This is a genomic window from Nonomuraea sp. NPDC050556, from assembly GCF_044457355.1.
Lineage (GTDB): Bacteria > Actinomycetota > Actinomycetes > Streptosporangiales > Streptosporangiaceae > Nonomuraea.
This window is the reverse complement of sequence record NZ_JBITGU010000002.1, coordinates 472,469-495,605: the sequence shown is the minus strand read 5'-3', so window position 1 is coordinate 495,605 and position 23,137 is coordinate 472,469. Positions and strand designations below refer to the sequence as shown.

The 23,137-nt window shown below is 68.6% G+C and carries 22 protein-coding genes; 20 read left to right on the top strand and 2 right to left on the bottom strand.

Annotated features, from left to right (window positions below; translation table 11 throughout):
• Nucleotides 1-138: 138 nt before the first annotated feature.
• Complete coding sequence (locus tag ACIBG8_RS20520; protein WP_397344443.1) at nt 139-1,611, bottom strand: glycosyltransferase; 1,473 nt, start codon at nt 1,609-1,611, stop codon at nt 139-141.
• Between the two features lie 142 nt (nt 1,612-1,753).
• Between ACIBG8_RS20520 and thrC the strand changes: the two genes are divergently transcribed.
• The 5 genes from thrC (at nt 1,754) to ACIBG8_RS20495 (ending at nt 8,562) form a co-directional block, all read left to right on the top strand.
• Nucleotides 1,754-2,794: a threonine synthase gene (gene thrC / locus ACIBG8_RS20515; protein ID WP_397344442.1), complete on the top strand. Its 1,041-nt coding sequence runs from the start codon at nt 1,754-1,756 to the stop codon at nt 2,792-2,794.
• A 10-nt stretch (nt 2,795-2,804) separates the two neighbouring features.
• Entirely contained in the window at nt 2,805-3,719 is a 915-nt protein-coding gene (gene thrB, locus ACIBG8_RS20510; protein ID WP_397344441.1) for a homoserine kinase, read from the top strand.
• 457 nt (nt 3,720-4,176) lie between these two features.
• Complete coding sequence (rho, locus tag ACIBG8_RS20505) at nt 4,177-6,312, top strand: transcription termination factor Rho (protein ID WP_397344440.1); 2,136 nt, start codon at nt 4,177-4,179, stop codon at nt 6,310-6,312.
• A 371-nt stretch (nt 6,313-6,683) separates the two neighbouring features.
• Nucleotides 6,684-7,916 (top strand): sensor histidine kinase, encoded by a 1,233-nt coding sequence (locus tag ACIBG8_RS20500; protein WP_397344439.1) that lies wholly within the window; start codon nt 6,684-6,686, stop codon nt 7,914-7,916.
• Between the two features lie 10 nt (nt 7,917-7,926).
• Nucleotides 7,927-8,562: a response regulator gene (locus tag ACIBG8_RS20495; RefSeq protein ID WP_397344438.1), complete on the top strand. Its 636-nt coding sequence runs from the start codon at nt 7,927-7,929 to the stop codon at nt 8,560-8,562.
• 54 nt (nt 8,563-8,616) lie between these two features.
• Here the strand turns inward: ACIBG8_RS20495 and ACIBG8_RS20490 are convergent, their stop codons facing one another.
• Complete coding sequence (locus ACIBG8_RS20490) at nt 8,617-9,813, bottom strand: hypothetical protein (protein WP_397344437.1); 1,197 nt, start codon at nt 9,811-9,813, stop codon at nt 8,617-8,619.
• A 236-nt stretch (nt 9,814-10,049) separates the two neighbouring features.
• Here ACIBG8_RS20490 and rpmE point away from each other — a divergent pair, with 236 nt between their 5' ends.
• From rpmE to atpA, 15 genes are all read left to right on the top strand, one after another.
• A complete protein-coding gene (gene rpmE / locus ACIBG8_RS20485) occupies nt 10,050-10,268 on the top strand; it encodes a 50S ribosomal protein L31 (RefSeq protein ID WP_397344436.1) in 219 nt (72 codons plus the stop codon).
• A gap of 87 nt (nt 10,269-10,355) precedes the next feature.
• Nucleotides 10,356-11,408 carry a peptide chain release factor 1 gene (gene prfA / locus ACIBG8_RS20480; RefSeq protein ID WP_397344434.1) on the top strand — a complete coding sequence of 351 codons (1,053 nt, stop codon included), beginning with the start codon at nt 10,356-10,358 and terminating at the stop codon, nt 11,406-11,408.
• A complete protein-coding gene (prmC, locus tag ACIBG8_RS20475; RefSeq protein ID WP_397344433.1) occupies nt 11,405-12,259 on the top strand; it encodes a peptide chain release factor N(5)-glutamine methyltransferase in 855 nt (284 codons plus the stop codon). The genes prfA and prmC overlap by 4 nt, the downstream gene beginning before the upstream one ends.
• Before the next feature lie 10 nt (nt 12,260-12,269).
• The gene (locus ACIBG8_RS20470) at nt 12,270-12,917 is read left to right on the top strand and encodes an L-threonylcarbamoyladenylate synthase (protein WP_397344431.1); all 648 of its coding nucleotides are present in this window, start codon (nt 12,270-12,272) and stop codon (nt 12,915-12,917) included.
• Nucleotides 12,918-13,000: 83 nt separating this feature from the next.
• Nucleotides 13,001-15,061, top strand: coding sequence for a hypothetical protein (locus tag ACIBG8_RS20465; RefSeq protein WP_397344430.1), 2,061 nt, complete (start codon nt 13,001-13,003; stop codon nt 15,059-15,061).
• Nucleotides 15,062-15,436, top strand: coding sequence for a hypothetical protein (locus ACIBG8_RS20460; protein ID WP_397344429.1), 375 nt, complete (start codon nt 15,062-15,064; stop codon nt 15,434-15,436). It begins immediately after the preceding gene.
• A gap of 40 nt (nt 15,437-15,476) precedes the next feature.
• Complete coding sequence (glyA, locus tag ACIBG8_RS20455) at nt 15,477-16,742, top strand: serine hydroxymethyltransferase (RefSeq protein WP_397344428.1); 1,266 nt, start codon at nt 15,477-15,479, stop codon at nt 16,740-16,742.
• A gap of 57 nt (nt 16,743-16,799) precedes the next feature.
• Entirely contained in the window at nt 16,800-18,062 is a 1,263-nt protein-coding gene (locus ACIBG8_RS20450) for a glycosyltransferase family 4 protein (RefSeq protein WP_397344427.1), read from the top strand.
• A 131-nt stretch (nt 18,063-18,193) separates the two neighbouring features.
• Complete coding sequence (locus ACIBG8_RS20445) at nt 18,194-18,616, top strand: hypothetical protein (protein ID WP_397344426.1); 423 nt, start codon at nt 18,194-18,196, stop codon at nt 18,614-18,616.
• A 65-nt stretch (nt 18,617-18,681) separates the two neighbouring features.
• Nucleotides 18,682-18,897 carry an AtpZ/AtpI family protein gene (locus ACIBG8_RS20440; protein ID WP_397344425.1) on the top strand — a complete coding sequence of 72 codons (216 nt, stop codon included), beginning with the start codon at nt 18,682-18,684 and terminating at the stop codon, nt 18,895-18,897.
• A 67-nt stretch (nt 18,898-18,964) separates the two neighbouring features.
• Nucleotides 18,965-19,759, top strand: coding sequence for a F0F1 ATP synthase subunit A (atpB, locus tag ACIBG8_RS20435; protein WP_397344424.1), 795 nt, complete (start codon nt 18,965-18,967; stop codon nt 19,757-19,759).
• Between the two features lie 73 nt (nt 19,760-19,832).
• Entirely contained in the window at nt 19,833-20,066 is a 234-nt protein-coding gene (gene atpE, locus ACIBG8_RS20430) for an ATP synthase F0 subunit C (protein WP_397344423.1), read from the top strand.
• A gap of 31 nt (nt 20,067-20,097) precedes the next feature.
• A complete protein-coding gene (locus ACIBG8_RS20425; protein ID WP_397344422.1) occupies nt 20,098-20,652 on the top strand; it encodes a F0F1 ATP synthase subunit B in 555 nt (184 codons plus the stop codon).
• Nucleotides 20,652-21,461 carry a F0F1 ATP synthase subunit delta gene (locus tag ACIBG8_RS20420; RefSeq protein ID WP_397344420.1) on the top strand — a complete coding sequence of 270 codons (810 nt, stop codon included), beginning with the start codon at nt 20,652-20,654 and terminating at the stop codon, nt 21,459-21,461. Before ACIBG8_RS20425 ends, ACIBG8_RS20420 begins: the two co-directional genes overlap by 1 nt.
• A 23-nt stretch (nt 21,462-21,484) precedes the next feature.
• Nucleotides 21,485-23,134 carry a F0F1 ATP synthase subunit alpha gene (gene atpA / locus ACIBG8_RS20415; protein WP_397344419.1) on the top strand — a complete coding sequence of 550 codons (1,650 nt, stop codon included), beginning with the start codon at nt 21,485-21,487 and terminating at the stop codon, nt 23,132-23,134.
• Nucleotides 23,135-23,137 lie beyond the last annotated feature (3 nt).

The window sequence follows — 23,137 nt, the reverse complement described above, 5'->3', positions numbered from 1 at the left end:
TCAACCCCCTCAGGGTCCCAGCCCCCGCAGAAACCTTCCTGAAAAGGACCCCAGCCCCCAAAGGACCTCAGGGTCTTCGAGAGGCCCTCAGCTTTTCAGAGGGGCAGGCTCTTTTGGGGTTTGTCGTTCTAGTGGTGCTCAGCCCGAGCGGAGGGCGGACTTGAGGCGGCCGAAGAGAGAGGACTCCACGGGCGGGATCTCCACCGCCTTGGGAGGCTCCACGGGCTTCGGGGCTTCTGCGGGCCGGGGGGCGGGCCAGTAGCGGGCCGGGTCGGCGTGCCGTACGCCGTGGGTGACCTCGATGATGCGGTCCACGTCGTCATCCGGGTCGCCGAGCAGCCGCGCCCGCGCCAGAGCCGACGTGCGCTCCAAGCGGGCCGTACGCCCGCCGGGAAGGTCCACGACGAGCACCCCCGTCAGGTCCTTCTGCACATCCTCCACCATGCGCTCCAGCGTCGCCCGGTGCAGCGGCACGTCCACCGGCCCCCGATAGCGGAACGGCGAAGGAGCGGGCGTCGCCGCCTCCTCGTCGATCAACCGGATCCGGTCGTCCCCCGAGAACAGATCGCGCATGAGCCGCAACTCGAAGTCGGGGTCGCCAAGGACGGACCGCCGCCCCTCGGGCAGCAGCGACCAGGGGGCGGTCAGCGTCACCACGACGTCCTGCAGCCTCCCGCCCAGCGCCGCCGCCACCGCCTGCCGTACGACCTGCTCAGGAGTGTCCGTCACGTCGAGGACGATCTCCACGTACGGCACCAGCCACCGCCGCCCCGCGTCCTTGCGCAGGTCACGACGGAGCGGGATGCGGTGGGCCAGGTAAGGCTCGACGGCCCGTACGGCCCGCTCCTTGTCGACGCGCTGCGACGGAAGCCCGAGATGCACCGCCTCCGCCCGAGGATCGGGGACGAAGACGACGCCGTGCATGGCCAGGCGGTAGGCGAACTCGGTGTCCTCCCCGCGCAGCACGTTCGGGTCAAGACCCCCCACAGCATGAAATATCTCTCGATGGAGGGAAAAGGTGGGTCCGGTGCACACGTGATAGGGGTTGCGGCTGGCCCGCAGCCCGTCCGTCTTCGCGATCGTCGCCTCGGTGGAACTCGGCACCCCCGCGTCCAGGTCGAAGATCTCCGCCAGCCGCCTGGCCTGGAAGACCTCCTTCTGCGACAGCGCCGGAGCCTCGACGAACGTCTTCATCCCGATCGCGACCACGTAGTCGGTGACGTGGTGCCACCTGGCCAGCGCCTCGATGTGCTCCCGGCAGGTCACCATGTCGGCGTCGAGCCGCTGGATGACCTGCCCGTCCGCCGCCTTGGCGCCGGTGTTGACGGCGTTGGAGATGCCCCAGCCCGTCTCCACCCGGACGACCCTGGTGTCCACCGGCCTGATCTCCGGCAGCTCGATCGGCGGCTCGCTGCCGTCGTCCACGACCAGGACTTCCATCAGGTGCGCCGGGTAGGTCTGCGCCGCCAGCGCGGCCAGCGTCAGATCCAGATGCGGCCCGCCATGGGCCGGGACGATCACGCTCACCGGCAGCGCCGGCGTCCATTCGCCGAGCTCGGGCGGTGTCAGCGTGGAGTAGTCGTTCTGCCTCATCGCAGGACGCGCGTTCATGGTGTTGACCCCCTACGCCAGACCATAGCGGGGGATGCTGAGATTTTCCTGAATAGCTCTGTCCACACCTTGGACGCCCGACGCGCCCTCCGGGGCCGATGGCTCTAGACTCTGGAGCCAACACCGCAGGTAGGGAGTCATTATGACCAGGGCATGGCGTGGCCTCATCGAGGAATACCGAGACCGGCTGCCCGTGACGGCGACGACGCCCGTGGTCACGCTGCTCGAAGGCGGCACGCCGCTCGTGCCCGCGCACCGGGTCTCCGCGCTGACCGGCTGCGAGGTCTACCTCAAGGTCGAGGGCGCCAACCCGACGGGCAGCTTCAAGGACCGCGGCATGACCATGGCCATCAGCAAGGCCGTGGAGGAGGGCGCCAAGGCGGTCATCTGCGCCTCGACCGGCAACACCTCCGCCTCGGCCGCCGCCTACGCGGTGCGCGCCGGGCTGACCTGCGCGGTCCTCGTGCCGCGCGGCAAGATCGCGATGGGCAAGCTCGCCCAGGCGCTCGTGCACGGCGCGACGCTGCTGCAGGTCGAGGGGTCGTTCGACGACTGCCTGGAGATGACGCGCAAGCTGTCGTCCGAATACCCGATCGCGCTCGTCAACTCCGTCAACCCCTACCGGCTGCAGGGGCAGAAGACGGCCGCGTTCGAGATCGTCGACGCGCTGGGCGACGCGCCCGACATCCACTGCATCCCGGTGGGCAACGCGGGCAACATCTCCGCCTACTGGATGGGCTACAAGGAGTACGACAAGTCGCCCCGGATGTTCGGTTTCCAGGCCAGCGGCTCCGCGCCGATCGTGGACGGCGCGCCCGTGGCGCACCCGCACACGATCGCGACCGCGATCCGCATCGGCAACCCGGCCTCGTGGCAGCTCGCCGAGGCGGCGCGCGACGAGTCGGGCGGCGTCATCCAGGCGGTGACCGACCGGCAGATCGCTGCTGCGTACAAGCTGCTGGCGCAGGAGGAGGGCGTGTTCGTCGAGCTCGCCTCGGCGGCCAGCGTCGCCGGCCTGCTGCACGCGCACGCCCAGGGCCTCGTGGACCCGGGCCAGCGCATCGTCTGCACGGTGACCGGCAACGGGCTCAAGGACCCCGACTGGGCCATCTCCGGCGCGCCGGCCCCGGTCACCATCCCCGTCGACGTTCACGCGGCGGCGGGCGCTCTGTCCCTGATCTGAAAAGAGCTGAATGAGCACTGTTCATATCCGTGTGCCCGCTACCTCCGCGAACCTGGGCCCCGGATTCGACTCCCTCGGCCTGGCCCTCAGCCTTTACGACGACGTCACGGCGGCGCTGACCGGCGACCGCGCCGAGGTCACCGTGGAGGGGGAGGGCGCGGGCGAGGTGGACCTCGGCGAGGGCCACCTGGTGATCGTGGCCATGCGCAAGGCGTTCGACCGCATGGGCATGGCGCAGCCGCGCGGCATCCGCCTCCACTGCGTCAACCGCATCCCGCACACGCGCGGGCTCGGATCGTCGTCTGCGGCCGTCTGCGCGGGCATCCTGGCCGCCCGCGCCCTCGCCTCTCTCGGCTCTGAGCGAACACTCTCGGACGACGAGGTGCTGGCGCTGGCCACCGAGATGGAGGGGCATCCCGACAACGTGGCGCCCTGCCTGGCCGGAGGGCTGACGGTTGCGTGGACCGATCACTCTGGTGTACCGCATAGGGTGAGGCTGGTGCCGGATGCGACAGTCCGGCCCGTCGCGCTCGTACCCACGACGCGGTTGTCCACCGAGACCGCTCGGGGATTGCTGCCGAAGGACGTGCCCCACAAGGACGCCTCCTTCAACGCCGGTAGGGCCGCGTTGCTGATCGCAGCGCTCACCCAACGACCGGAACGCAGCCTGCTCCTGGCGGCCACAGAGGACAGACTTCATCAGAACTACCGCGCGCCTGCGATGCCGCTGACAGCGGATCTGATAGAACGTCTTCGTGCAGTGGGCGTACCCGCAGTCGTTTCGGGAGCGGGTCCCACGATTCTTGCGTTTTCGACACCGGATTCGCAGGATTTGATCGCGCCAGAAGTGGGTAATGACTGGCACATCCAGCTAATGGACGTCGACCCGGTTGGTGCGAGCGTCCAGTTTCCCGAGACACGCTGATGCCTCTTTAGACCTTCAGGGAATAGCCGTGTGCGCTGGTGATGTTAGGCTGAGTGCCGCACCAGATGCCCCCTTGTTGGGTGCGTGCTTGTCAGTCACACATCGCTGCATCATGCTTCACGTCGCGAGGCGTGGGCAGCGTGGCTGTCTCCCCGGAATCCGTTGCCTCCGGTTGGCCTACACCCGGTTGGCGCAACGCGAGGCGGCGTTGACGGGGATCTGCGCGTTCGAATCACCTCGACATCTGGCTGGCGACAGCAATCTGGGGGTTGTCCTCCACGCGCCACCGTCCTGTGGCGGCCTGGACGCATCCCTCCCCAAAAGTGGCGGCCGTCCTCAGCGGCGGCCGAAGATCGCAATGTGCACCCCGACCCGGTCTGTCCCGCCGGATCGCAAGCACCTCCGGGACGCCCGGCTGAGAAAATCCGGCGCCCGACCCCTGGGAAGGACCTTTTAGTTGAGCGACACCACCGAACTCCTCTCCGACGCATCAGGCTCACCTGCGCAGCCGGCGTCCGGCGACACCCCCACTTCGCCCGCGGCCAAGACCCGCGCGCGTCGCTCCGGCACCGGCCTGTCCGCCAAGGTGCTGCCCGAGCTGCAGAAGATGGCCGCCGAACTGGGCATCAGCGGCACCGGGCGCATGCGGAAGAGCCAGCTCATCGCGGCCATCCAGGAGAAGACGGGTGACAGCGCCCCGGCGGCTTCGGCCCCGGCGGTATCCGCGCCTGCCGCTGAGCCGGCGGCTCCCGCCGCCGAGCGGCCCACCCGCGCACGCAGGGAACGTTCCCGCCCCGCTGCGGCGGTCGAGGCGCCGGCCGAGCCGGTCGCCGAGCCCGTTGCCGCGGCCGTCGTGGCGGCGGAGCCCGCCGTGACGCACGCGGAGCCGGTTGTCGAGCAGCAGTCCGAGGCGGGTCAGGGCGACACGCGCGCCGAGCGGGGCGAGAGCCGCCGCGAGCGCCGCAGCCGTGGCGAGCGTCGCGACCGCAACGACCGTGGCCCGTCCGACCGCAACGACCGTGGCCCGTCCGACCGTGGCCCGTCTGACCGCGGGGTTTCCGACCGTGGTGACCGGGTTTCCGACCGTGGTCCGTCCGACCGCGGGGTCTCCGACCGCGGGGCTTCCGACCGGGTCTCCGACAGGAACGACCGCATCTCGGAGCGCAACGACCGGATTTCCGAGCGCAACGACCGCGGCGACCGTGGTGACCGTGCGAACGACCGCGGTGACCGCAACGACCGTAACGACCGCGGTGACTCCCGCGGTCCCGCCCGCAACGACCGTGGCGACTCGCGCGGCGACTCCCGTGGGCCCGACCGCGGTGGCAACGACCAGCGCGACGGCGGCATGGACGACGACGGGGGCGGCCGCGGCCGCAGGGGTCGTTTCCGGGAGCGCAACCGTGGCCGTGGCCGCGACCGCTTCGACAGCAACGAGCCCGTCATCGGCGACGACGACGTCCTGATCCCGATCGCCGGAATCCTGGACATCCTCGACAACTACGCGTTCGTCAGGACCAGCGGTTACCTGCCTGGCTCCAACGACGTCTACGTTTCGCTGGCCCAGATAAGGCGTAACGGCCTGCGCAAGGGCGACGTCGTCACCGGCGCCGTCAAGCAGCCGCGCGAGGGTGAGCGCAGGGAGAAGTTCAACGCCCTGGTCCGCCTGGACACCGTCAACGGCATGGACCCGGACCAGGCGCGCAACCGCCCCGACTTCGCCAAGCTGGTGCCGCTCTACCCGCAGGAGCGCCTGCGCCTGGAGACCGAGCCGAACATCCTGACCACCAGGATCATCGACCTCGTCGCTCCGATCGGCAAGGGCCAGCGTGGCCTCATCGTCTCCCCGCCCAAGGCCGGTAAGACGATGGTGCTGCAGTCGATCGCCAACGCGATCACCCGCAACAACCCCGAGTGCCACCTGATGGTCGTCCTCGTGGACGAGCGGCCTGAAGAGGTCACCGACATGCAGCGCTCGGTCAAGGGCGAGGTCATCCACTCGACCTTCGACCGTCCGGCCGAGGACCACACCACGGTCGCCGAGCTGGCCATCGAGCGCGCCAAGCGTCTCGTGGAGCTGGGTCACGACGTGGTCGTGCTGCTCGACTCGATCACCCGTCTGGGCCGCGCGTACAACCTGGCCGCTCCGGCGTCCGGTCGTATCCTGTCCGGCGGTGTCGACTCGACCGCGCTGTACCCGCCCAAGCGCTTCTTCGGCGCCGCGCGCAACATCGAGAACGGCGGCTCGCTGACCATTCTCGCCACCGCGCTGGTGGAGACCGGGTCCAAGATGGACGAGGTCATCTTCGAGGAGTTCAAGGGCACGGGCAACCTGGAGCTCAAGCTCAACAGGTCGCTGGCCGACAAGCGCATCTTCCCCGCTGTGGACGTTGACGCGTCCGGCACGCGTAAGGAAGAGATCCTGATGGGCAAGGACGAGCTGCAGATCGTGTGGAAGCTCCGCAGGGTGCTCCACGCGCTGGACATGCAGCAGGCTCTGGAGCTTCTCCTGGAGAAGATGAAGGAGACCAAGTCCAACGCCGAGTTCCTCCTGCAGGTCCAGAAGACCACGGTGAGCAACGACCGCGACTGACCCGCGCTGCAGGACGCCCCGGCACCCTTTCGGTGCCGGGGCGTTCCGCTTTTGCCGGTCTTTCTGGGGGTACGGCGGGGCCGGGGGATCGCTACTCGCCGACCGTGGCCGGGGTCTGCCGGTCCACGGCACTCCAGGCCCACGGGGCCGGTCGCCGTTACATCGTCCCTCTCGCGGCGGGTGGCCTATGGCGGCGTTGCGGCGGGATCTTGCACGCTCGTCGGCCGTGTCCCTCGAAGGAGGCCGGCCACCTACGGCGGGTGGGTGTCTGCTGGCGATAGCCGTACAAAATGGGTCTTAGGGTTATCCCCACCTTCGAGAGGCATGTCTGCTCCATTCCACCGGGCCCCCGAAGTCGGCACAGTGGAGACATGGGGATGCAAGGGCCGGTCGCTGTGCTGGCGGATGTGCGGACGTGGCGGGCGGCGCCCTACCTGCTGCTGAGCCTCGTCCTGGGGCTGGGCTGGTTCGTCGCGCTGGCCGTCGCCGTGCCGTTCTCCGGCGCGCTGATGATCGTCTGGGTGGGGTTCCCGCTCCTGCTCGCCACCATGATGCTCTGGCGCGCCGCCGCCATGCTCGAACGCCGCCTCATGCGCCTCGCCTTCGGCGTCGACATCCCCGACCCCTACCGTCCCCGCCCAGAGAAGGGGCTGGGCAGGCACCTGTCGTGGCTGTTCGGCGACCCGGCCACCTGGAAGGACCTCGGCTACCTGCTGCTGCTCTTCCCGCTCAGCATGGTGGAGTTCGTGGTGTCCCTGGTGGTCTGGGTGGTGTCGATCGGCCTGATCCTCGCGCCCGCCTTCTACGCCGGGGGCGCAGGCGTGCAGGTCAACGACCTCATCGTGGTCGACAGCTGGCCCAAGGCGATCCTGGCGTGCCTGCTCGGCCTCGTGGCGCTGCCCCTGGCGGCCTACGCCGTACGCGGAATGGCCTGGCTGCACGGCACGCTCGCCGTGGTCCTGCTCGGCGGCAACCAGGAGGAGTACCTCCGCGAGACCCGCGCCAGGGGCGTCGACGCGGCGGAGGCCGAGCGGCGCAGGATCGAGCGCGACCTGCACGACGGCGCCCAGCAGCGCCTCCTGGCCGTCGCCATGGACCTGGGCCGCGCCGAGGCCAAGCTCGACAGCGACCCCGTGGCCGCCCGCGAGCTGCTCGCCCAGGCCCGCAGCGGCACCAGGGCGGCCATCCAGGAGCTGCGCGACCTGGCCAGAGGCATCCACCCGGCGATCCTCACCGACCGCGGCCTGGACGCCGCCCTGTCCGCCCTCGCGGCCCGCGCGCCCGTCCGCGTCGACGTCTCCGTGGAGATCGCCGACCGGCCGCCCGCCGCCGTCGAGAGCATCGCCTACTTCGTCGTGGCGGAGGCGCTCACCAACGTCGCCAAACACTCGGGCGCCACCGAGGCGTCCGTGCGGGTGAGCAGGCAGGGGCTGTGCGTGGTGGTCGAGGTGTACGACAACGGGCTCGGCGGGGCCTTCGCCCAGGCGGGTGGCGGGCTGGCGGGGCTGTCCGACCGGGCTGCCGCGATCGACGGGCTCCTCGTCGTGCACAGCCCGCCCGGCGGCCCCACCCTCGTCCGCGCCGAACTTCCCTGCGAGTGGTAGGCATGTCCCCATGCGTGTGGTGATCGCCGAGGATTCCGTCCTGCTTCGCGAGGGTCTCGTCCGGCTGCTGGCCGACGGCGGCATCACGACGGTGGCGGCGGTGGACGACGGGCCGTCCCTGGTGGCCGCCGTCGAGGAACACCGGCCCGATCTGGCCATCGTCGACGTCCGCATGCCGCCCACGCACACCGACGAGGGCCTGCGCGCGGCCCTCACGGTGCGTTCCGGGCGTCCGGGGTTCCCGGTGCTGGTGCTGTCTCAGTACGTCGAGGAGCGGTACGCCAGCGAACTCCTCGGGCGCGCGGTCGGCTACCTGCTCAAGGAGCGGATAGCGGACGTCGCGGAGTTCCTGGACGCGGTGCGCCAGGTGGCATCTGGGGGCACGGTGGTCGATCCGGAGGTGGTGTTGCAGTTGCTGAGCAGACAGCGCAAGGGGGCGCCGTTGGACTCGCTGTCGCCGAGGGAGCGCCAGGTGCTGGCGCTGATGGCGGAGGGACGGTCGAACACGGCGATCGCGGCGCGACTGGTGATCACGGAGGGGGCGGTGGAGAAACACATCACGGGCATCTTCACCAAGCTGGCCCTGGGGCCCGCGCCGGACGACCATCGGCGGGTGCTGGCGGTGCTGGCTTACCTGGAACGCTAATACGGCCTGCACCCGGGGTTGAGGATGCAGGCCGTACCAGGTGTTTCTTGGTGACTAGCGGATGTCGACGAACTCCTGGGGGGACATCGCGCTACGGGTCTTGCTGGTGCCCGGCACCTTGACGCGCCAGTAACCGTCGGTCTTGCCCTTGAAGGACTTGGTGTACTTGCCGGTGGAGGTGGCCCTGGCGAAGCCCATGAAGGTGTACTTCGAGGAGCCCTTCTTCTTGAAGTAGACCTCGACGATCTTGCCGGAGTAGGCCTTGGTGCCGCGGTAGACCTTGCCGAAGATCTTGAACGTCTTACCGGCCTTGACCTTGGCCGGCGCCGAGATCGTCACCCGCGCCTTGGCCTTCTTGGAGGCGCCGCCGGAGGGGGCGTTCACGGAGAAGTCGGCGGTGCCCTCAACGGCCTGACCGCCACGGACGGCCCTGGCGACGAGCGTCCAGTTGCCGGCTGCGGTGTCGTCGGCGAAGTAGGTCTCGCCACGGTAGATGCCGTCGGAGCCCTTGGCGAGAGTGCCCAGGTCGTAGGACTCAGAGGTTTCGTCGCTCTGGAGGACGGCGCTGACCGAGCTGGCGTCCTTGGCCGAGACCTTTACGGAGACGCGGACGTCCTTACCCTTGACCAGGGAGACAGGGTTGGGCGTCACCGTGGCGCCGGTGAGCCCGGCCTTCCCGGAGACGTCGAACTCCTTGCAGGATTCGGTGGAGGCGGCCCGGGTGACGGTGACCTTGACGGTCCACTTGCCCGTCTTGTCCTTGTCGGCCTCCTTGATGAGGAAGGAGCCCTTGATCTCGGACGTCGCGGGAACGTTGGCCACGTGGGCCTTGCCGTTCTCGATCTTGTTGCCCTTGCCGGTGATGTCGGCGGGGAGAGCGCCGAGCGTCACTTCGCGGACCGTGGTCTCACCGGTGCGGAAGACTTCCGCCTTGATGCTCTTGACGTCCTTCTTGAGAAGGAACGTCTTGTCGGCGTCCGGCGTGCCGGCAGGCGAGGTCTCCTCGACGTTGTAGAGGTCCGGAGCCTCGACAGGCTTACCGAAGAGCTCCTTGACGTTGATGGAGATGTCTACCTTGTTGTCGTCCTTCTGAGGGACAAAGGCGTCGCCGATACTGATGCTGCTGACGTCGGCGGCGAGCTCGCAGGCGGCGATGGCCTTCGCCGATGCGGCTGTTGTGGTGGCGAGGCCTCCCGTGAGTAGCGCGGCCCCCGTTGCGGTCGCCAGTAGCAACCGCATCCTCTTCTTCATTTGATGGGTGTCCTTCTGCTCGGTCAATATGAGGGAAAAGTAACGGTTTGTGCGCGGGAGCCTAGTGTGACTGGAGTGACTCGTCCATAAACGCACGTCAACCCATGCGGGGAATGCCGCGTGGCCTGGGATGGTTCCAGCATCTGGCACACTGGTAGCCGAACCCTGATTGACGCGGTTCCGGTTCCCGCCCACTACAGATGGCGACCCGGCGACCGCACCCCGAAAGGACCGCTATGAAGCGCGACATCCACCCCGAGTACAACGTCACCCAGGTGACCTGCACGTGTGGCAACTCGTTCACCACGCGCAGCACCGCCAAGAACGGCACGATCCACGCCGACGTGTGCTCCGCCTGCCACCCGTTCTACACGGGCAAGCAGAAGATCCTCGACACCGGCGGCCGCGTGGCCCGCTTCGAGCAGCGCTTCGGCAAGAAGGCCCAGAGCAAGTAGCTCCCCTGACGCCGGCCCGGAGATCGCGCATGCGCGCGTCCGGGTCGGCGTTCTTGGTGAAAGGCCTCAACGAAACGGAGACGCACGGTGAATCTCGACGAGTTGCTCAGCGAATACAGCGAGCTGGAGCTGCAGCTCGCGGATCCCTCCGTGCACGCTGACCAGAACAAGGCGCGCACCCTGGGCCGGCGTTACCGCCAGCTCACCCCGATCGTCGGCACCTACCGCGAGCTCGAGAGCGTCAGAAGCGACCTGTCGGCGGCCAAGGAGCTCGCGAGCGAGGACGAGGCGTTCGCCGAGGAGGCGATCCAGCTGGAGGAGCGCATCCCCCACCTGGAGGAGAAGCTGACTCACCTGCTCATCCCGCGCGATCCCAACGATGACAAGGACATCATCCTGGAGATCAAGCAGGGCGAGGGCGGCGAGGAGTCCGCGCTGTTCGCCGGCGACCTCCTCAGGATGTATCTCCGCTACGCCGAGCGCCTCGGCTGGAAGACCGAGATCATCGACGCGCAGCACTCCGACCTCGGCGGCTACAAGGACGTCACGGTGGCCATCAAGGCCAAGGGCGACGAGGGCGTGTGGTCCAGGCTCAAGTACGAGGGCGGCGTGCACCGCGTGCAGCGCGTCCCCGTCACCGAGTCGCAGGGCCGCATCCACACCAGCGCCACCGGCGTGCTCGTCTACCCGGAGGCCGAGGAGGTCGAGGTCAACATCGACCAGAACGACCTGCGCATCGACGTCTACCGGTCGAGCGGCCCCGGCGGCCAGAGCGTCAACACCACTGACTCGGCGGTACGGATCACCCACCTGCCCACCGGCGTCGTGGTCTCCTGCCAGAACGAGAAGAGCCAGCTCCAGAACAAGGAGTCGGCGATGCGCATCCTGAGAGCCCGCCTGCTGGCGGTCGCGCAGGAGCAGGCCGAGGCCGCCGCGCAGGCGGAACGCAAGTCGCAGGTGCGTACCATGGACCGCTCTGAGCGCATCCGCACCTACAACTTCCCGGAAAACCGCATCTCCGACCACCGCGTCGGCTTCAAGGCGTATAACCTCGACCAGGTTCTCGACGGTGAGCTCAGCGCCGTCACCCAGGCCCTCATCGACGCCGAACTGGCGGAGAAGCTCGCACAACACTCATGACATTCCTGCTGGACGAGATCGCTCTCGCAACCGCCCGGCTCGCAGAGGCCGGAGTGCCGTCGCCGCGCACAGACGCGGAGGAGATCGCGGCTTTCGTCCACGGCGTGCGCAGAAGTGAACTGCACACGGTCAAGGACGCCGATTTCGACGCCCTCTTCTGGGAGGGCATCGCCAGGCGCGAAGCGCGTGAGCCGCTGCAGCACATCACCGGCCACGCCTACTTCCGCTACCTGGAGCTGGCCGTTGGCCCAGGCGTGTTCGTGCCCAGGCCGGAGACCGAGGTGGTCGCCGGATGGGCCATCGAGCGCCTGCGCGAGATGGACGTCACCGAGCCGCTGGTCGTCGACCTCGGCACCGGCTCCGGCGCGATCGCGCTGTCGATCGCCCAGGAGGTGGCGCTGGCGCAGGTGCACGCGGTCGAGGTCGACCCCGACGCCTACAGCTGGGCCAAGCGCAACATCTCCGAGCACGGCCAGGGCCGCGTCACCCTGCACCCGGAGGACCTGGCCGAGGCGCTGCCCGAGCTCAACGGGCGCGTCGACCTGGTCATCTCCAACCCGCCCTACATCCCGCCCGGCGCGATCCCGCGCGACCCCGAGGTCCGCGACTACGACCCGTCCCGCGCCCTCTACGGCACGGGGGCCGACGGTCTCAACGAGGTCAGAGCGGTCGAGCGTACGGCACGCAGGCTGCTGCGTCCGGGCGGCTGGGTCGCCGTGGAGCACGCCGACGAGCAGGGCAAATCTGTCTATCTCACCTTCCCTGAGGACAACGGCTGGCGAGACGTACGGCTTCGCCAGGACCTGACGCGCAGGGACCGCTTCGTCACCGCCAAGTACGGCCAGGAATAGGATGCACGCCGTGGGACGACGTTTTGACTGCGCAGACCCCGACCAGCGGGCCGAGGGCCTGACCGAGGCGGCGGCAGCCGTACGGCGGGGCGAGCTCGTGGTGCTGCCGACCGACACCGTCTACGGCATCGGCGCCGACGCCTTCACGCCGTCGGCGGTCACCGCGCTGCTGGAGGCCAAGGGGCGCGGGCGCGACATGCCGACGCCGGTGCTCGTGGGCACCGTACGGGCCGCCAACGCCCTGGTGGAGAACCTGGGCGCCTACGGCCAGGACCTCGTGGACGCCTTCTGGCCCGGCGCGCTGACGCTGGTGTGCAAGGCCAACCGGGCGCTGTCGTGGGATCTGGGCGACACCAAGGGCACGGTCGCGCTGCGCATGCCGCTGCACCCGGTGGCGCTCGACCTGCTCAAGGAGACCGGCCCGATGGCCGTCTCCAGCGCCAACCGCTCGGGCGCGCTCGCCGCGACGACGGCCGACGAGGCGTTCGAGCAGCTCGGCGACTCCGTCGCCGTCTACCTCGACGGCGGCCCGTGTACGGACAACACGCCGTCGACCATCCTCGACCTGACCACTGCCGTGCCGCGACTCCTGCGCAAGGGCGCGATCCCGGTGGAGAAGCTGCGCGGCATCATCGGGTACGTCGCCACCGACGGCTGATCGATGCCCTTTGGCTATCCCTCGGGCGGGAAGCACTGAGATCCACCTACCGTGAAGTGCGCTGACACTTCTGGGAGTGGCTCATGGGCAAGTTCGACGGGATGGATCCGGCGCTGGTTCGCGACCTCCTGGCGGAGGTGAAGCAGGCCGCGACGCAGCTCAGGACGCTCGAGGGGCGGATCGGGCAGCTCATGGGCGGCGCCGGGCTGGCCACTCCGGCCACGCACCGGCCGGTGCAGGTGGCGGACGCGTGCGACACGATGGTGCACGACGTGACGGCGCGGCTGGCGCTCCTGGAGAAGAAGGAGCCGGTCAAGGACGACCAGGTGGTCACGCCGACGTCGGGGGGCGACGACCCGAAGGAGACGCGGGACGGCGGCCGCTCGCCGTACGACAACCCCCGCGACACCACCGACCCGCCGAAGTCCACTCAGGACGACCCACCGAAGTCCACTCAGGACGACCCGCCCAAGGCAACGCACGACGATCCACCGAAGAGCACCCAGGACGACCCGCCCAAGGCCACCCAGGACGACCCGCCCAAGGCGGTGCACGACGAGCAGCCCAAGGACGCGGATCACGACGGCAGGCGGGATCGGGGCGCGGAGCCCGACGACCAGGGCATCGTGGACACCCCAGCCAAGGACCATCCTGACGACATCGACCAGACGGGCATGAAGCCCAGAGTGGTCGAGGTGGACGGCGTGAAGGTGCTGCAGGTGCCCCTGGACCCGCCCACCGCGGAGGAACTGGCCGACCTGCTGGAGAACATCGACGCAGTCCAGCCCGTGGACCTGCCCGTGGTGACCGGCGACACGACGGCGGCCGACGTGTCCAAGTGGGCCAACGACGGCAGCGACGTGGTGTCGGTCAACGTGACCCCGCCGACCGCCGCCGAGCTGCGCACGCTGATCGACCACGCGCGCGAGATCCAGCCGTTGGACATGCCCGATGTGAAGGTGCCCGCGGGGGAGTGGGGCAAGGGCGACTGGGCCCCGCAGCCGATCAAGCCCGACGGCCCGCCCGGCTCGGTGGATCCCGGCGCGGCCAACACCCGGCTCGACCCCCCAGGCAGCCAAACCCACGACACGACCGCTGGTGCGAGAACCGACACCACGGCCGGAGGGGATGCGGCGACCGCGACTACGGCAGGGGGAGCGGGAGAGGTGGGGCAGGGCCGTACCGGGAATGTCGTGGACTGGGCCAACGACGGCAGCGACGTGGTGTCGGTCAACGTGACCCCGCCGACTGCCGCCGAGTTGCGCACGCTGGTCGACCATGCGCGCGATATCCAGCCGTTGGACATGCCCGATGTGAAGGTGCCGGCGGGGGAGTGGGGCAAGGGCGACTGGGCCCCGCAGCCGATCAAGCCCGACGGCCCGCCCGGCTCGGTGGATCCCGGCGCGGCCAACACCCGGCTCGACCCCCCAGGCAGCCAAACCCACGACACGACCGCTGGTGCGAGAACCGACACCACGGCCGGAGGGGATGCGGCGACCGCGACTACGGCAGGGGGAGCGGGAGAGGTGGGGCAGGGCCGTACCGGGAATGTCGTGGACTGGGCCAACGACGGCAGCGACGTGGTGTCGGTCAACGTGACCCCGCCGACCGCCGCCGAGCTGCGCACGCTGGTCGACCATGCGCGCGACATCCAGCCGTTGGACATGCCCGATGTGAAGGTGCCGGCGGGGGAGTGGGGCAAGGGCGACTGGGCCCCACAACCGATCAAGCCCGACGGCCCGCCCGGCTCGGTGGATCCCGGCGCGGCCAACACCCGGCTCGACCCCCCAGGCACCCAAACCCACGACACGACCGCTGGTGCGAGAACCGACACCACGGCTGGAGGGGGTGCGGCGACTGTGACCACGGCTGGGGGAGCGGGGGAGGTGGGGCAGGGCCGTACCGGGAATGTCGTGGACTGGGCCAATGACGGCAGTGACGTCGTCACCGTCAACGCCAAGCCGCCCACCGCCGAGGCGCTCAAGACGCTCATGGATCACGCCCGCGACATCGAACCCATGGACATGCCCGACGTAAGGGTCCCAGCGGGTGAATGGGGCAAGGGCGAGTGGGTGCCGGAGGTCATCGAGCCGGACGGCCCGGCGGGCCAGATCGAGCCCGGCGCCCCCGAGAGGAGCTCGTAGATGTACGTCGACCCGCCGGCCCCCCAGCCGCGCCAGCCGGGCGAGACGCCGCCGAGCACCGGCGCCGGCGCGCTGGACGGCCAGCCGAGCGCGTGGGAGTTCAACCCCGACTACCAGCGCCTGGTGACCGCCTGGCAGACCGTCGTGCCGATGCTGGAGGCGCTCACGAGCGCCCTGGACAAGGCCTACCAGCTCGCCAGGAGCCCGCAGACGTGGGACGCCCCCGTCGGCGCCCGCTACGTGGAGGACCTGAACGAGTGGCGCACCCGCCTCGGCCTCTACCGCCAGTCCGTCCTGACCGCGATCAGCGACCAGGCGGCGGACACCCCCCGCTGGATCCCGTCGGCAGTCGGCTCACCGCACGCATTCTCCTGATCGCGTGTGAAAATCGGACAGACCGGCTTACAGTGGTGAAATGAGAGCAGAGCCGTTCTTCGGACCGGACTTCACCCTGCTCCAACGCCAGGACCCGGAAATGGCGCAGATCCTCCTCGACGAGCTCGAAAGGGCGAGCGGAGGCCTGCAGCTGATCGCCAGCGAGAACTTCACCAGCCCGGCCGTCATGGCCGCCCTCGGCTCCACGCTGACCAACAAGTACGCCGAGGGCTACCCGGGCAGGCGCTACTACGGCGGCTGCGAGGTCGTCGACCGAGCCGAGCGCCTGGCCATCGACCGCGCCCGCCGCCTGTTCGCCGCCGAGCACGCCAACGTCCAGCCCCACTCGGGCGCCAGCGCCAACCTCGCCGCCTACGCCGCGCTCCTGCAGCCCGGCGACACGATGCTGGCCATGGCGCTCCCGCACGGCGGCCACCTCACCCACGGCTCCAAGGTCAACTTCTCCGGCCGCTGGTTCGACGTCGTCTCCTACGGCGTCCGCCGCGACACCGAGCAGATCGACTACGACGAGGTCAGGGACCTGGCGCTGCGCAACCAGCCGAAGGTCATCGTCTGCGGCGCGACCGCCTACCCCCGGCTGATCGACTTCTCCGCGTTCCGCGGCATCGCCGACGAGGTGGGCGCTTGGCTGCTGGCCGACGTGGCGCACACGATCGGGCTGATGGCCGGTGGCGCGATCCCGTCGGCCGTGCCGTACGCGGACGTGGTCACCTTCACCACGCACAAGGCCCTGCGCGGCCCCCGCGGCGGCGGCATCCTCTGTACGGCGGAGCTGGCCGCACGGGTGGACCGCGCGGTGTTCCCGTTCGTCCAGGGCGGCCCGCTGATGCACGCGATCGCCGCCAAGGCGGTCGCGTTCGCCGAGGCGGCTGCGCCGGAGTTCGCCGGATACACGCAGCGCGTGGTGGCCAACGCCAAGGCGCTCTGCGACTCGCTGGCCGCCGAGGGAATGCGGCCCGTCTCGGGCGGCACGGACAGTCACCTGGCGCTCATCGACCTGCGCGCGATCGAGGTGACCGGCGCCGAGGCGGAGAAAAGATGCGCGGCCGCCGGAATCACGCTTAACAGGAACGCCATCCCGTATGACCCGGAACCCGCTTCCATCACCTCCGGCCTGAGGGTCGGCACGCCCTGTGTCACAACTCAGGGAATGGGGCCTGAGCAGCTCAAGGAGGTGGGAACGCTGGTGGCGCAAGCCATCCGATATCCAGAAAATGCCGCTGAAGTGCAGGAACGTGTGTCGGGTATGGTGGCCATCCACAAGCCATATCTCAGCGAATATTAAGCTGGTCTGTGTCGTTTTCCGGTCACACCTGGCCGGAGCATCCGGGAAACTAGGTCCGTGCGCGAATACCTCTTCATGGCGCTGATCGCAGCGGCTGCGACTTACCTGCTGGTCCCGCTGGTCCGCAGGTTCGCGATCCGCATCGGAGCCATGCCCGAGGTGCGCGACCGCGACGTGCACACGACGCCGACGCCCAGGCTGGGCGGCCTCGCGATGTACGGCGGGCTGGTCGCCGGGCTGCTGGTCGCGGGCAAGCTGGCCAACACGGGCGTGACCCTCGGCGAGGGCAACACGATCATCGCGCTGATCGCGGCGGGCGGCCTGATCACGTTCACCGGCTTCCTGGACGACTGGTGGGGCATGGACGCCTTCATCAAGCTCGGCGGCCAGATCGCCGCCGCCGGCGTCCTCGTCGCCTTCGGGCTGCGCCTCACCTACATCCCGCTGCCCAAGGCCTGGGGCGGCTCGACCAGCCTCGACTACAACCTGAGCACGATCATCACCATCATGGTCGTGGTCGTGACGATCAACGCGGTCAACTTCGTCGACGGTCTGGACGGCCTGGCCGCCGGCATCGTCGGCATCTCGGCGATGGGCACGTGGGCCTACTCGATCTTCCTGGAACAGGAGCTCGACGGCGACCGCATCGGCACGACGGCGGCGATCACCGCGATCCTCATCGGCATGTGCGTGGGCTTCCTGCCGCACAACTTCCACCCGGCGAAGATCTTCATGGGCGACACCGGCGCGATGCTGATCGGCCTGGTGCTCGCCTCCTCGATCGTCACCGTGACGCCGCAGGACCCGACGGTCATCGAGGGCATCAACCGCTTCGGCGTGCTGATCGCGCTGCTGGTCCCCGCCTCGGTCCTGGTGTTGCCGCTGATCGACCTCATCACCGCAGTGGTGCGGCGCACCTCGCAGGGGCTGTCCCCGTTCGCGCCCGACCGCGGCCACCTGCACCACCGGCTGCTCGACATCGGCCACTCGCACACCAAGACCGTGCTGATCATGTACGCGTGGACGTCGCTGTTCGCCTTCGGCATGGTCGCGATGGCGGTCATCACGGTTCCGCTGCTGATGTTCCCGGTGTTCATCGTGCTCGCGCTGGCCGTACTCGTGATGATGGCCCTGCCGCGCTGGCGCGGTAAGGGTGGCGCGCACGCTGCCCGGCGCAAGCGTCCCGACAAGGACGACGACGGCCCGCCCACCGGTCCGATGCCGCCCATCAGGGCGGACAATCCGGTCATGCGACCGCTGCAGGAGCGCAGGTCGGTGGACGAGAGCGCGGCGATCCCCTCGTTCCCGATCCAGTCATGATCGCGAACTAGAAACGGCAGGTAAAAGCGCCCTTACAGGAGCTTGTGATATCTTTCACGAGCAGGGACCCCACAGAGTGCGCCTCTGGGGGTAGCAATCGCTCGCTTGATAACCGGCTTTCTGGAGCACCGATGCAGGCCAACGACGTGCGCGTACTCAAAAGCGCCGCGCTGCCCACACTCGTGGTGGGAGCCGTCGCCATCATCGTGTCGTTTCTGGTGGCAGGACCGAAGGGCGCGCTCGGCGCGGCCGTGGGAACCCTGCTGGTCGGAGTCTTCTTCAGCATCAGTGTGATTGTCGTCTCCTACGCCGCCCGCGTGTCCCCGCAGATGATGGCCGCAGCCGCCATGGTCAGCTACCTGGTCAAGGTGGTGGTGATCATGGTGATGCTCGCCAAGTTCGGCGACACCACCATGTGGAACTCCAAGGCGTTCGCCTGGTCGGTCGTGGTCTGCACGATCGTGTGGACCGGCGCCGAGGTGCGCGCCTTCATGAAGACCAAGATGCTCTACGTCGACCCCGACGCCAAAGTCCCCGGGCACGGTGACTCATGAAGCAGGTAAAGGGATGGGGTCCGATATGACTAGTCCCCCGCTCGCCTGCTATCGTCGGGCGCGCGATGAGCGAACAGGAACGCCGACCGGAAGACGACGGTCAGGACTTCGCCAACGCCGCCTGGTCGATCCCCAGCTATCTGCTCGCCGGGATGGCGGTCTATGGCGGTGGCGGCTGGTTGCTGGACCGTTGGCTCGACACGTCCGCGTTCTTCCCCATAGGCATCGTGCTGGGGATCGTGCTCGCCGTCTACCTGGTCTACCGCAAGTACGGTCGCTAGCCACATCCCGCGATCGCTTCGCTGAGGAAACCCTTGTGATCCACTACGACGTTGAAGGGAACGCCGCGTGAACACGCTGACGGTCCTCGCTGCTGGCGATGAGTTCGGCGCACCGACCCCTGACGAGCTGTTCAACCTTCCCCCGATCATTCCCGGGGTCGACTGGTTCACCAAGCCGGTTCTGCTGGCCATCCTTGCGGCGATCATCGTGGTGGTCTTCTGCTGGGGCGCCTTCGCGAACCCGAAGCTCGTCCCCAAGGGCATCCAGAACATCGGTGAGTACGGCTACATGTTCGTCCGCGACCAGGTCGCGCGGCCGTTCCTCGGCAAGGACGCGGACAAGTGGATGGGCCTGCTGCTCAGCCTCTTCTTCCTGGTCCTGGTCTGGAACCTCATGGGTGTCGTGCCCCTGATGCAGTTCCCGGTCGCCTCGCACATCGCCTTCCCGCTCGTGCTCGCACTCTCGATCTACATCCTGAAGATCTACCTGGGCTTCAAGCACCAGGGCCCGATCGGCTACTTCAAGAACATGATGTTCCCGCCGGGCCTGCCCAAGCCGATCTACCTGCTGCTGGCTCCGATCGAGTTCCTCTCGAACATGATCATCGCGCCGTTCACGCACGCCGTGCGACTCTTCGCGAACATGTTCGCAGGCCACATGCTCCTTGCGTTCTTCTCCATGGTGGGCTTCTGGTTCCTCTTCGAGAAGCTGACCCCTCTCGGCGCGTCCGTCGGTGTGATCGGCGTCGTGATGACGATCATCTTCACCGCGTTCGAGATGTTCATCCAGTTCCTGCAGGCGTTCCTCTTCGCGATGCTGGCCTCGATGTACATCGGTAGCTCGCTGCACGCCGACCACTGAGAACCACATACCGGAATAGTCCGTGACCGGTGAGATTCCGCTTCACCGGCCGTCCAGTAAAGGAATAACAGCAATGAGCCTTCTCGCTGAGGTCTCCGGCAACGTCACCGCCATCGGCTACGGTCTCGCCGCCATCGGCCCCGGCATCGGTGTCGGAATCATCTTCGGCCAGGGTGTGCAGGCCATCGCGCGCCAGCCCGAGGCGTACGGCCTGATCCGTCAGAACATGCTGCTCGGCTTCGTTCTCACCGAGGCCCTCGCCCTGCTCGGTCTGGTCGCGCCCTTCATCTTCCAGACCATCAAGTAACCGGAAGAACCCCTGACGAAAGGCTGCATCCATGATTAAGGCAGCTACGCTCCTCGCGTCGGAGGAAGGCGGCTCCAACCCGCTGATTCCGCACACCTACGAGCTCGTCGTCGGTATCTTCTCGTTCGCTGTCGTCGCCTTCTTCCTCATCAAGGTCCTCGTCCCGCGTATCCAGAAGACGCTGGCCGAGCGAACTGACGCTATCGAGGGCGGCATAAAGAGAGCGGAAGAAGCTCAGGCCGAGGCGCAGGCACTGCAGAAGCAGTACCGCGACCACCTGGCCGAGGCTCGGCACGAGGCGGCCCGCCTCCGCGAGGAAGCTCGCGAGCAGGCCGCGCAGATCAAGGCGGAGCTCCGCGAAGAGGCGCAGGCAGAGGCCCGCCGTCTCATCGAGGCCGCGCACGCCCAGATCGAGGCCGACCGCCAGCAGGCGTTCGCCCAGCTGCGCACCGAGATCGGCCGCCTGTCGACCGATCTGGCCACCCGCATCGTGGGCGAGTCCCTCGAGGACGAGGCCAGGCAGCGCCGTACGGTCGACCGTTTCCTGGACGAGCTGGAGAACTCCACTGCCGAGGCGGTCCGCTGATGCGCGGTCTGAGCAGGACCTCGCTGGCCGCGGTTGAAGAGCGCTTCAACGCCGTGGCGGCGTCTGCAGACCTCGGCCGGCTGGCCGAGGACCTGACCGCGGTCGCCGATCTGCTGGACCGGGAGCATGGACTGCGCCGGGCCCTGTCGGACCCGGCCAGGCCCACCGCTCAGAAGGCCGGTACGGCACGCGCCCTGCTGCAGGGCAAGGTCGGCGACGCCGCCCTGGAGGTCACGGTCGCGGCGGTCGAGGCCAAGTGGTCGCGCCCCGGCGACCTGGCCGACGTGCTCGAACGGCTCGCCGTGGTGGCCTCGGCCGCCGAGGCGGAGAGCCAGGGCAAGCTCGACGACGTGGAGGACGAGCTCTTCCGCTTCGGTCGCATCATCGCCGCCAACCCCGACCTTCGTCGGGCACTCGCCGACGTCTCCGCGCCGGCCGAGGGCAAGCAGCAGCTGCTGCAGGACCTCCTCGGCGGCAAGGTCGCACCGGCCAGCCTGCGCCTCATCACGCAGCTGGCAGTGCACCCGCGTGGACGTAGTCTGGAAAGTGGCCTGGAGCAGTTCGGGCAGCTGGTGGCGCAGCAGCGCCAGCGGCTTGTCGCGGTGGTGCGCAGCGCCGTCGCGCTCTCGGAGGAGCAGAAGCAGCGCCTCACGGCGTGGCTGCGCACCTCCTACGGCCACGACGTGCACCTGAACGTTGAGGTCGATCCGCGAGTGCTCGGTGGGTTCTCGGTTCGCATCGGCGACGAGATCATCGACACCACCATCGTGGGACGAATCGAAGAAGTCCGCCGCCGGTTGGCCGGCTAGGCGAATAGGGAGACTGAAGAGAGATGGCGGAGCTTACGATCCGGCCGGACGAGATCCGGGACGCGCTTGAGCGCTTCGTCCAGGCGTACGAACCGGAAGGCGCCGCGCGCGAGGAGATCGGGACCGTCGTCGACTGTGGCGACGGCATCGCCCACGTCTCCGGCCTGCCCTCGGCGATGGCGAACGAGCTGCTCGAGTTCGAGGACGGCACGCGCGGCCTGGCACTGAACCTCGACACCCGTGAAATCGGTGTCGTTATCCTGGGCGACTTCAGCAAGGTCGAAGAGGGCCAGACGGTCCGCAGGACGGGCGAGGTCCTGTCCGTGCCCGTCGGCGACAACTTCCTCGGCCGCGTGGTCGACCCCCTCGGCAAGCCGCTCGACGGCAAGGGCGCCATCGAGTCCGAGGGCCTTCGCGCCCTCGAGCTACAGGCCCCCTCGGTCGTCCAGCGCCAGCCGGTGAAGGAGTCCCTCGCCACCGGCATCAAGGCGATCGACGCCATGACCGCGATCGGCCGTGGTCAGCGCCAGCTGATCATCGGTGACCGTGGCACCGGCAAGACCGCGATCGCCGTGGACACGATCCTCAACCAGCGCGAGAACTGGCAGTCGGGCGACCCGGCCAAGCAGGTTCGCTGCGTCTACGTCGCCGTCGGCCAGAAGGGCTCGACGATCGCGCAGGTCAAGGCTCGCCTGGAGGAGGCGGGCGCGATGGAGTACACCACCATCGTCGCCGCTCCGGCCTCCGACGCCGCGGGTTACAAGTACCTCGCCCCCTACACCGGTTCCGCCATCGGGCAGCACTGGATGTACCAGGGCAAGCACGTCCTGATCGTCTTCGACGACCTGACCAAGCAGGCCGACGCCTACCGCGCCGTGTCGCTGCTGCTTCGCCGCCCGCCGGGCCGCGAGGCGTTCCCCGGCGACGTCTTCTACTTGCACTCGCGTCTGCTGGAGCGCTGCGCCAAGCTCTCCGACGACATGGGCGCCGGCTCGATGACCGGTCTGCCGATCATCGAGACCAAGGGCAACGACGTCTCGGCGTTCATCCCCACCAACGTCATCTCCATCACCGACGGCCAGGTCTTCCTCGAGACCGACCTGTTCAACGCCGGTGTGCGTCCCGCCATCAACGTCGGTATCTCCGTCTCCCGAGTCGGTGGTTCCGCGCAGGCCAAGGCCATGCGCAAGGTGGCCGGTACGCTCCGTCTGGCCCTGTCGCAGTACCGCGACCTGGAGGCCTTCGCCTCCTTCGCCTCCGACCTCGACGCCGCCTCCAAGGCCCAGCTCGAGCGGGGTCTGCGTCTGGTGGAGCTGCTCAAGCAGCCGCAGTACAGCCCGTTCTCCCTGGAGCGCGAGGTCGTCTCGGTCTGGGCCGGCACCACCGGTGAGCTCGACGACGTCCCGGTCGAGGACATCCGCCGCTTCGAGTCGGAGTTCCTCGACTACATCCAGTCCGGTCACAAGGGCGTGTTCGACACGATCCGCGAGACCAGGGAGCTGACGGACGACACCGTCACCGCTCTCAAGGACGCCATCACGGACTTCAAGAAGGGCTTCACCACTTCCTCCGGTGAGCTGCTCGTCAACGACGAGCCGGTCGCACCGCTGGAGGCCGACGAGGTCGGCCAGGAGAAGATCCGCAAGGTCGTCCGCGCGGCGGAGAAGAAGTAGGCC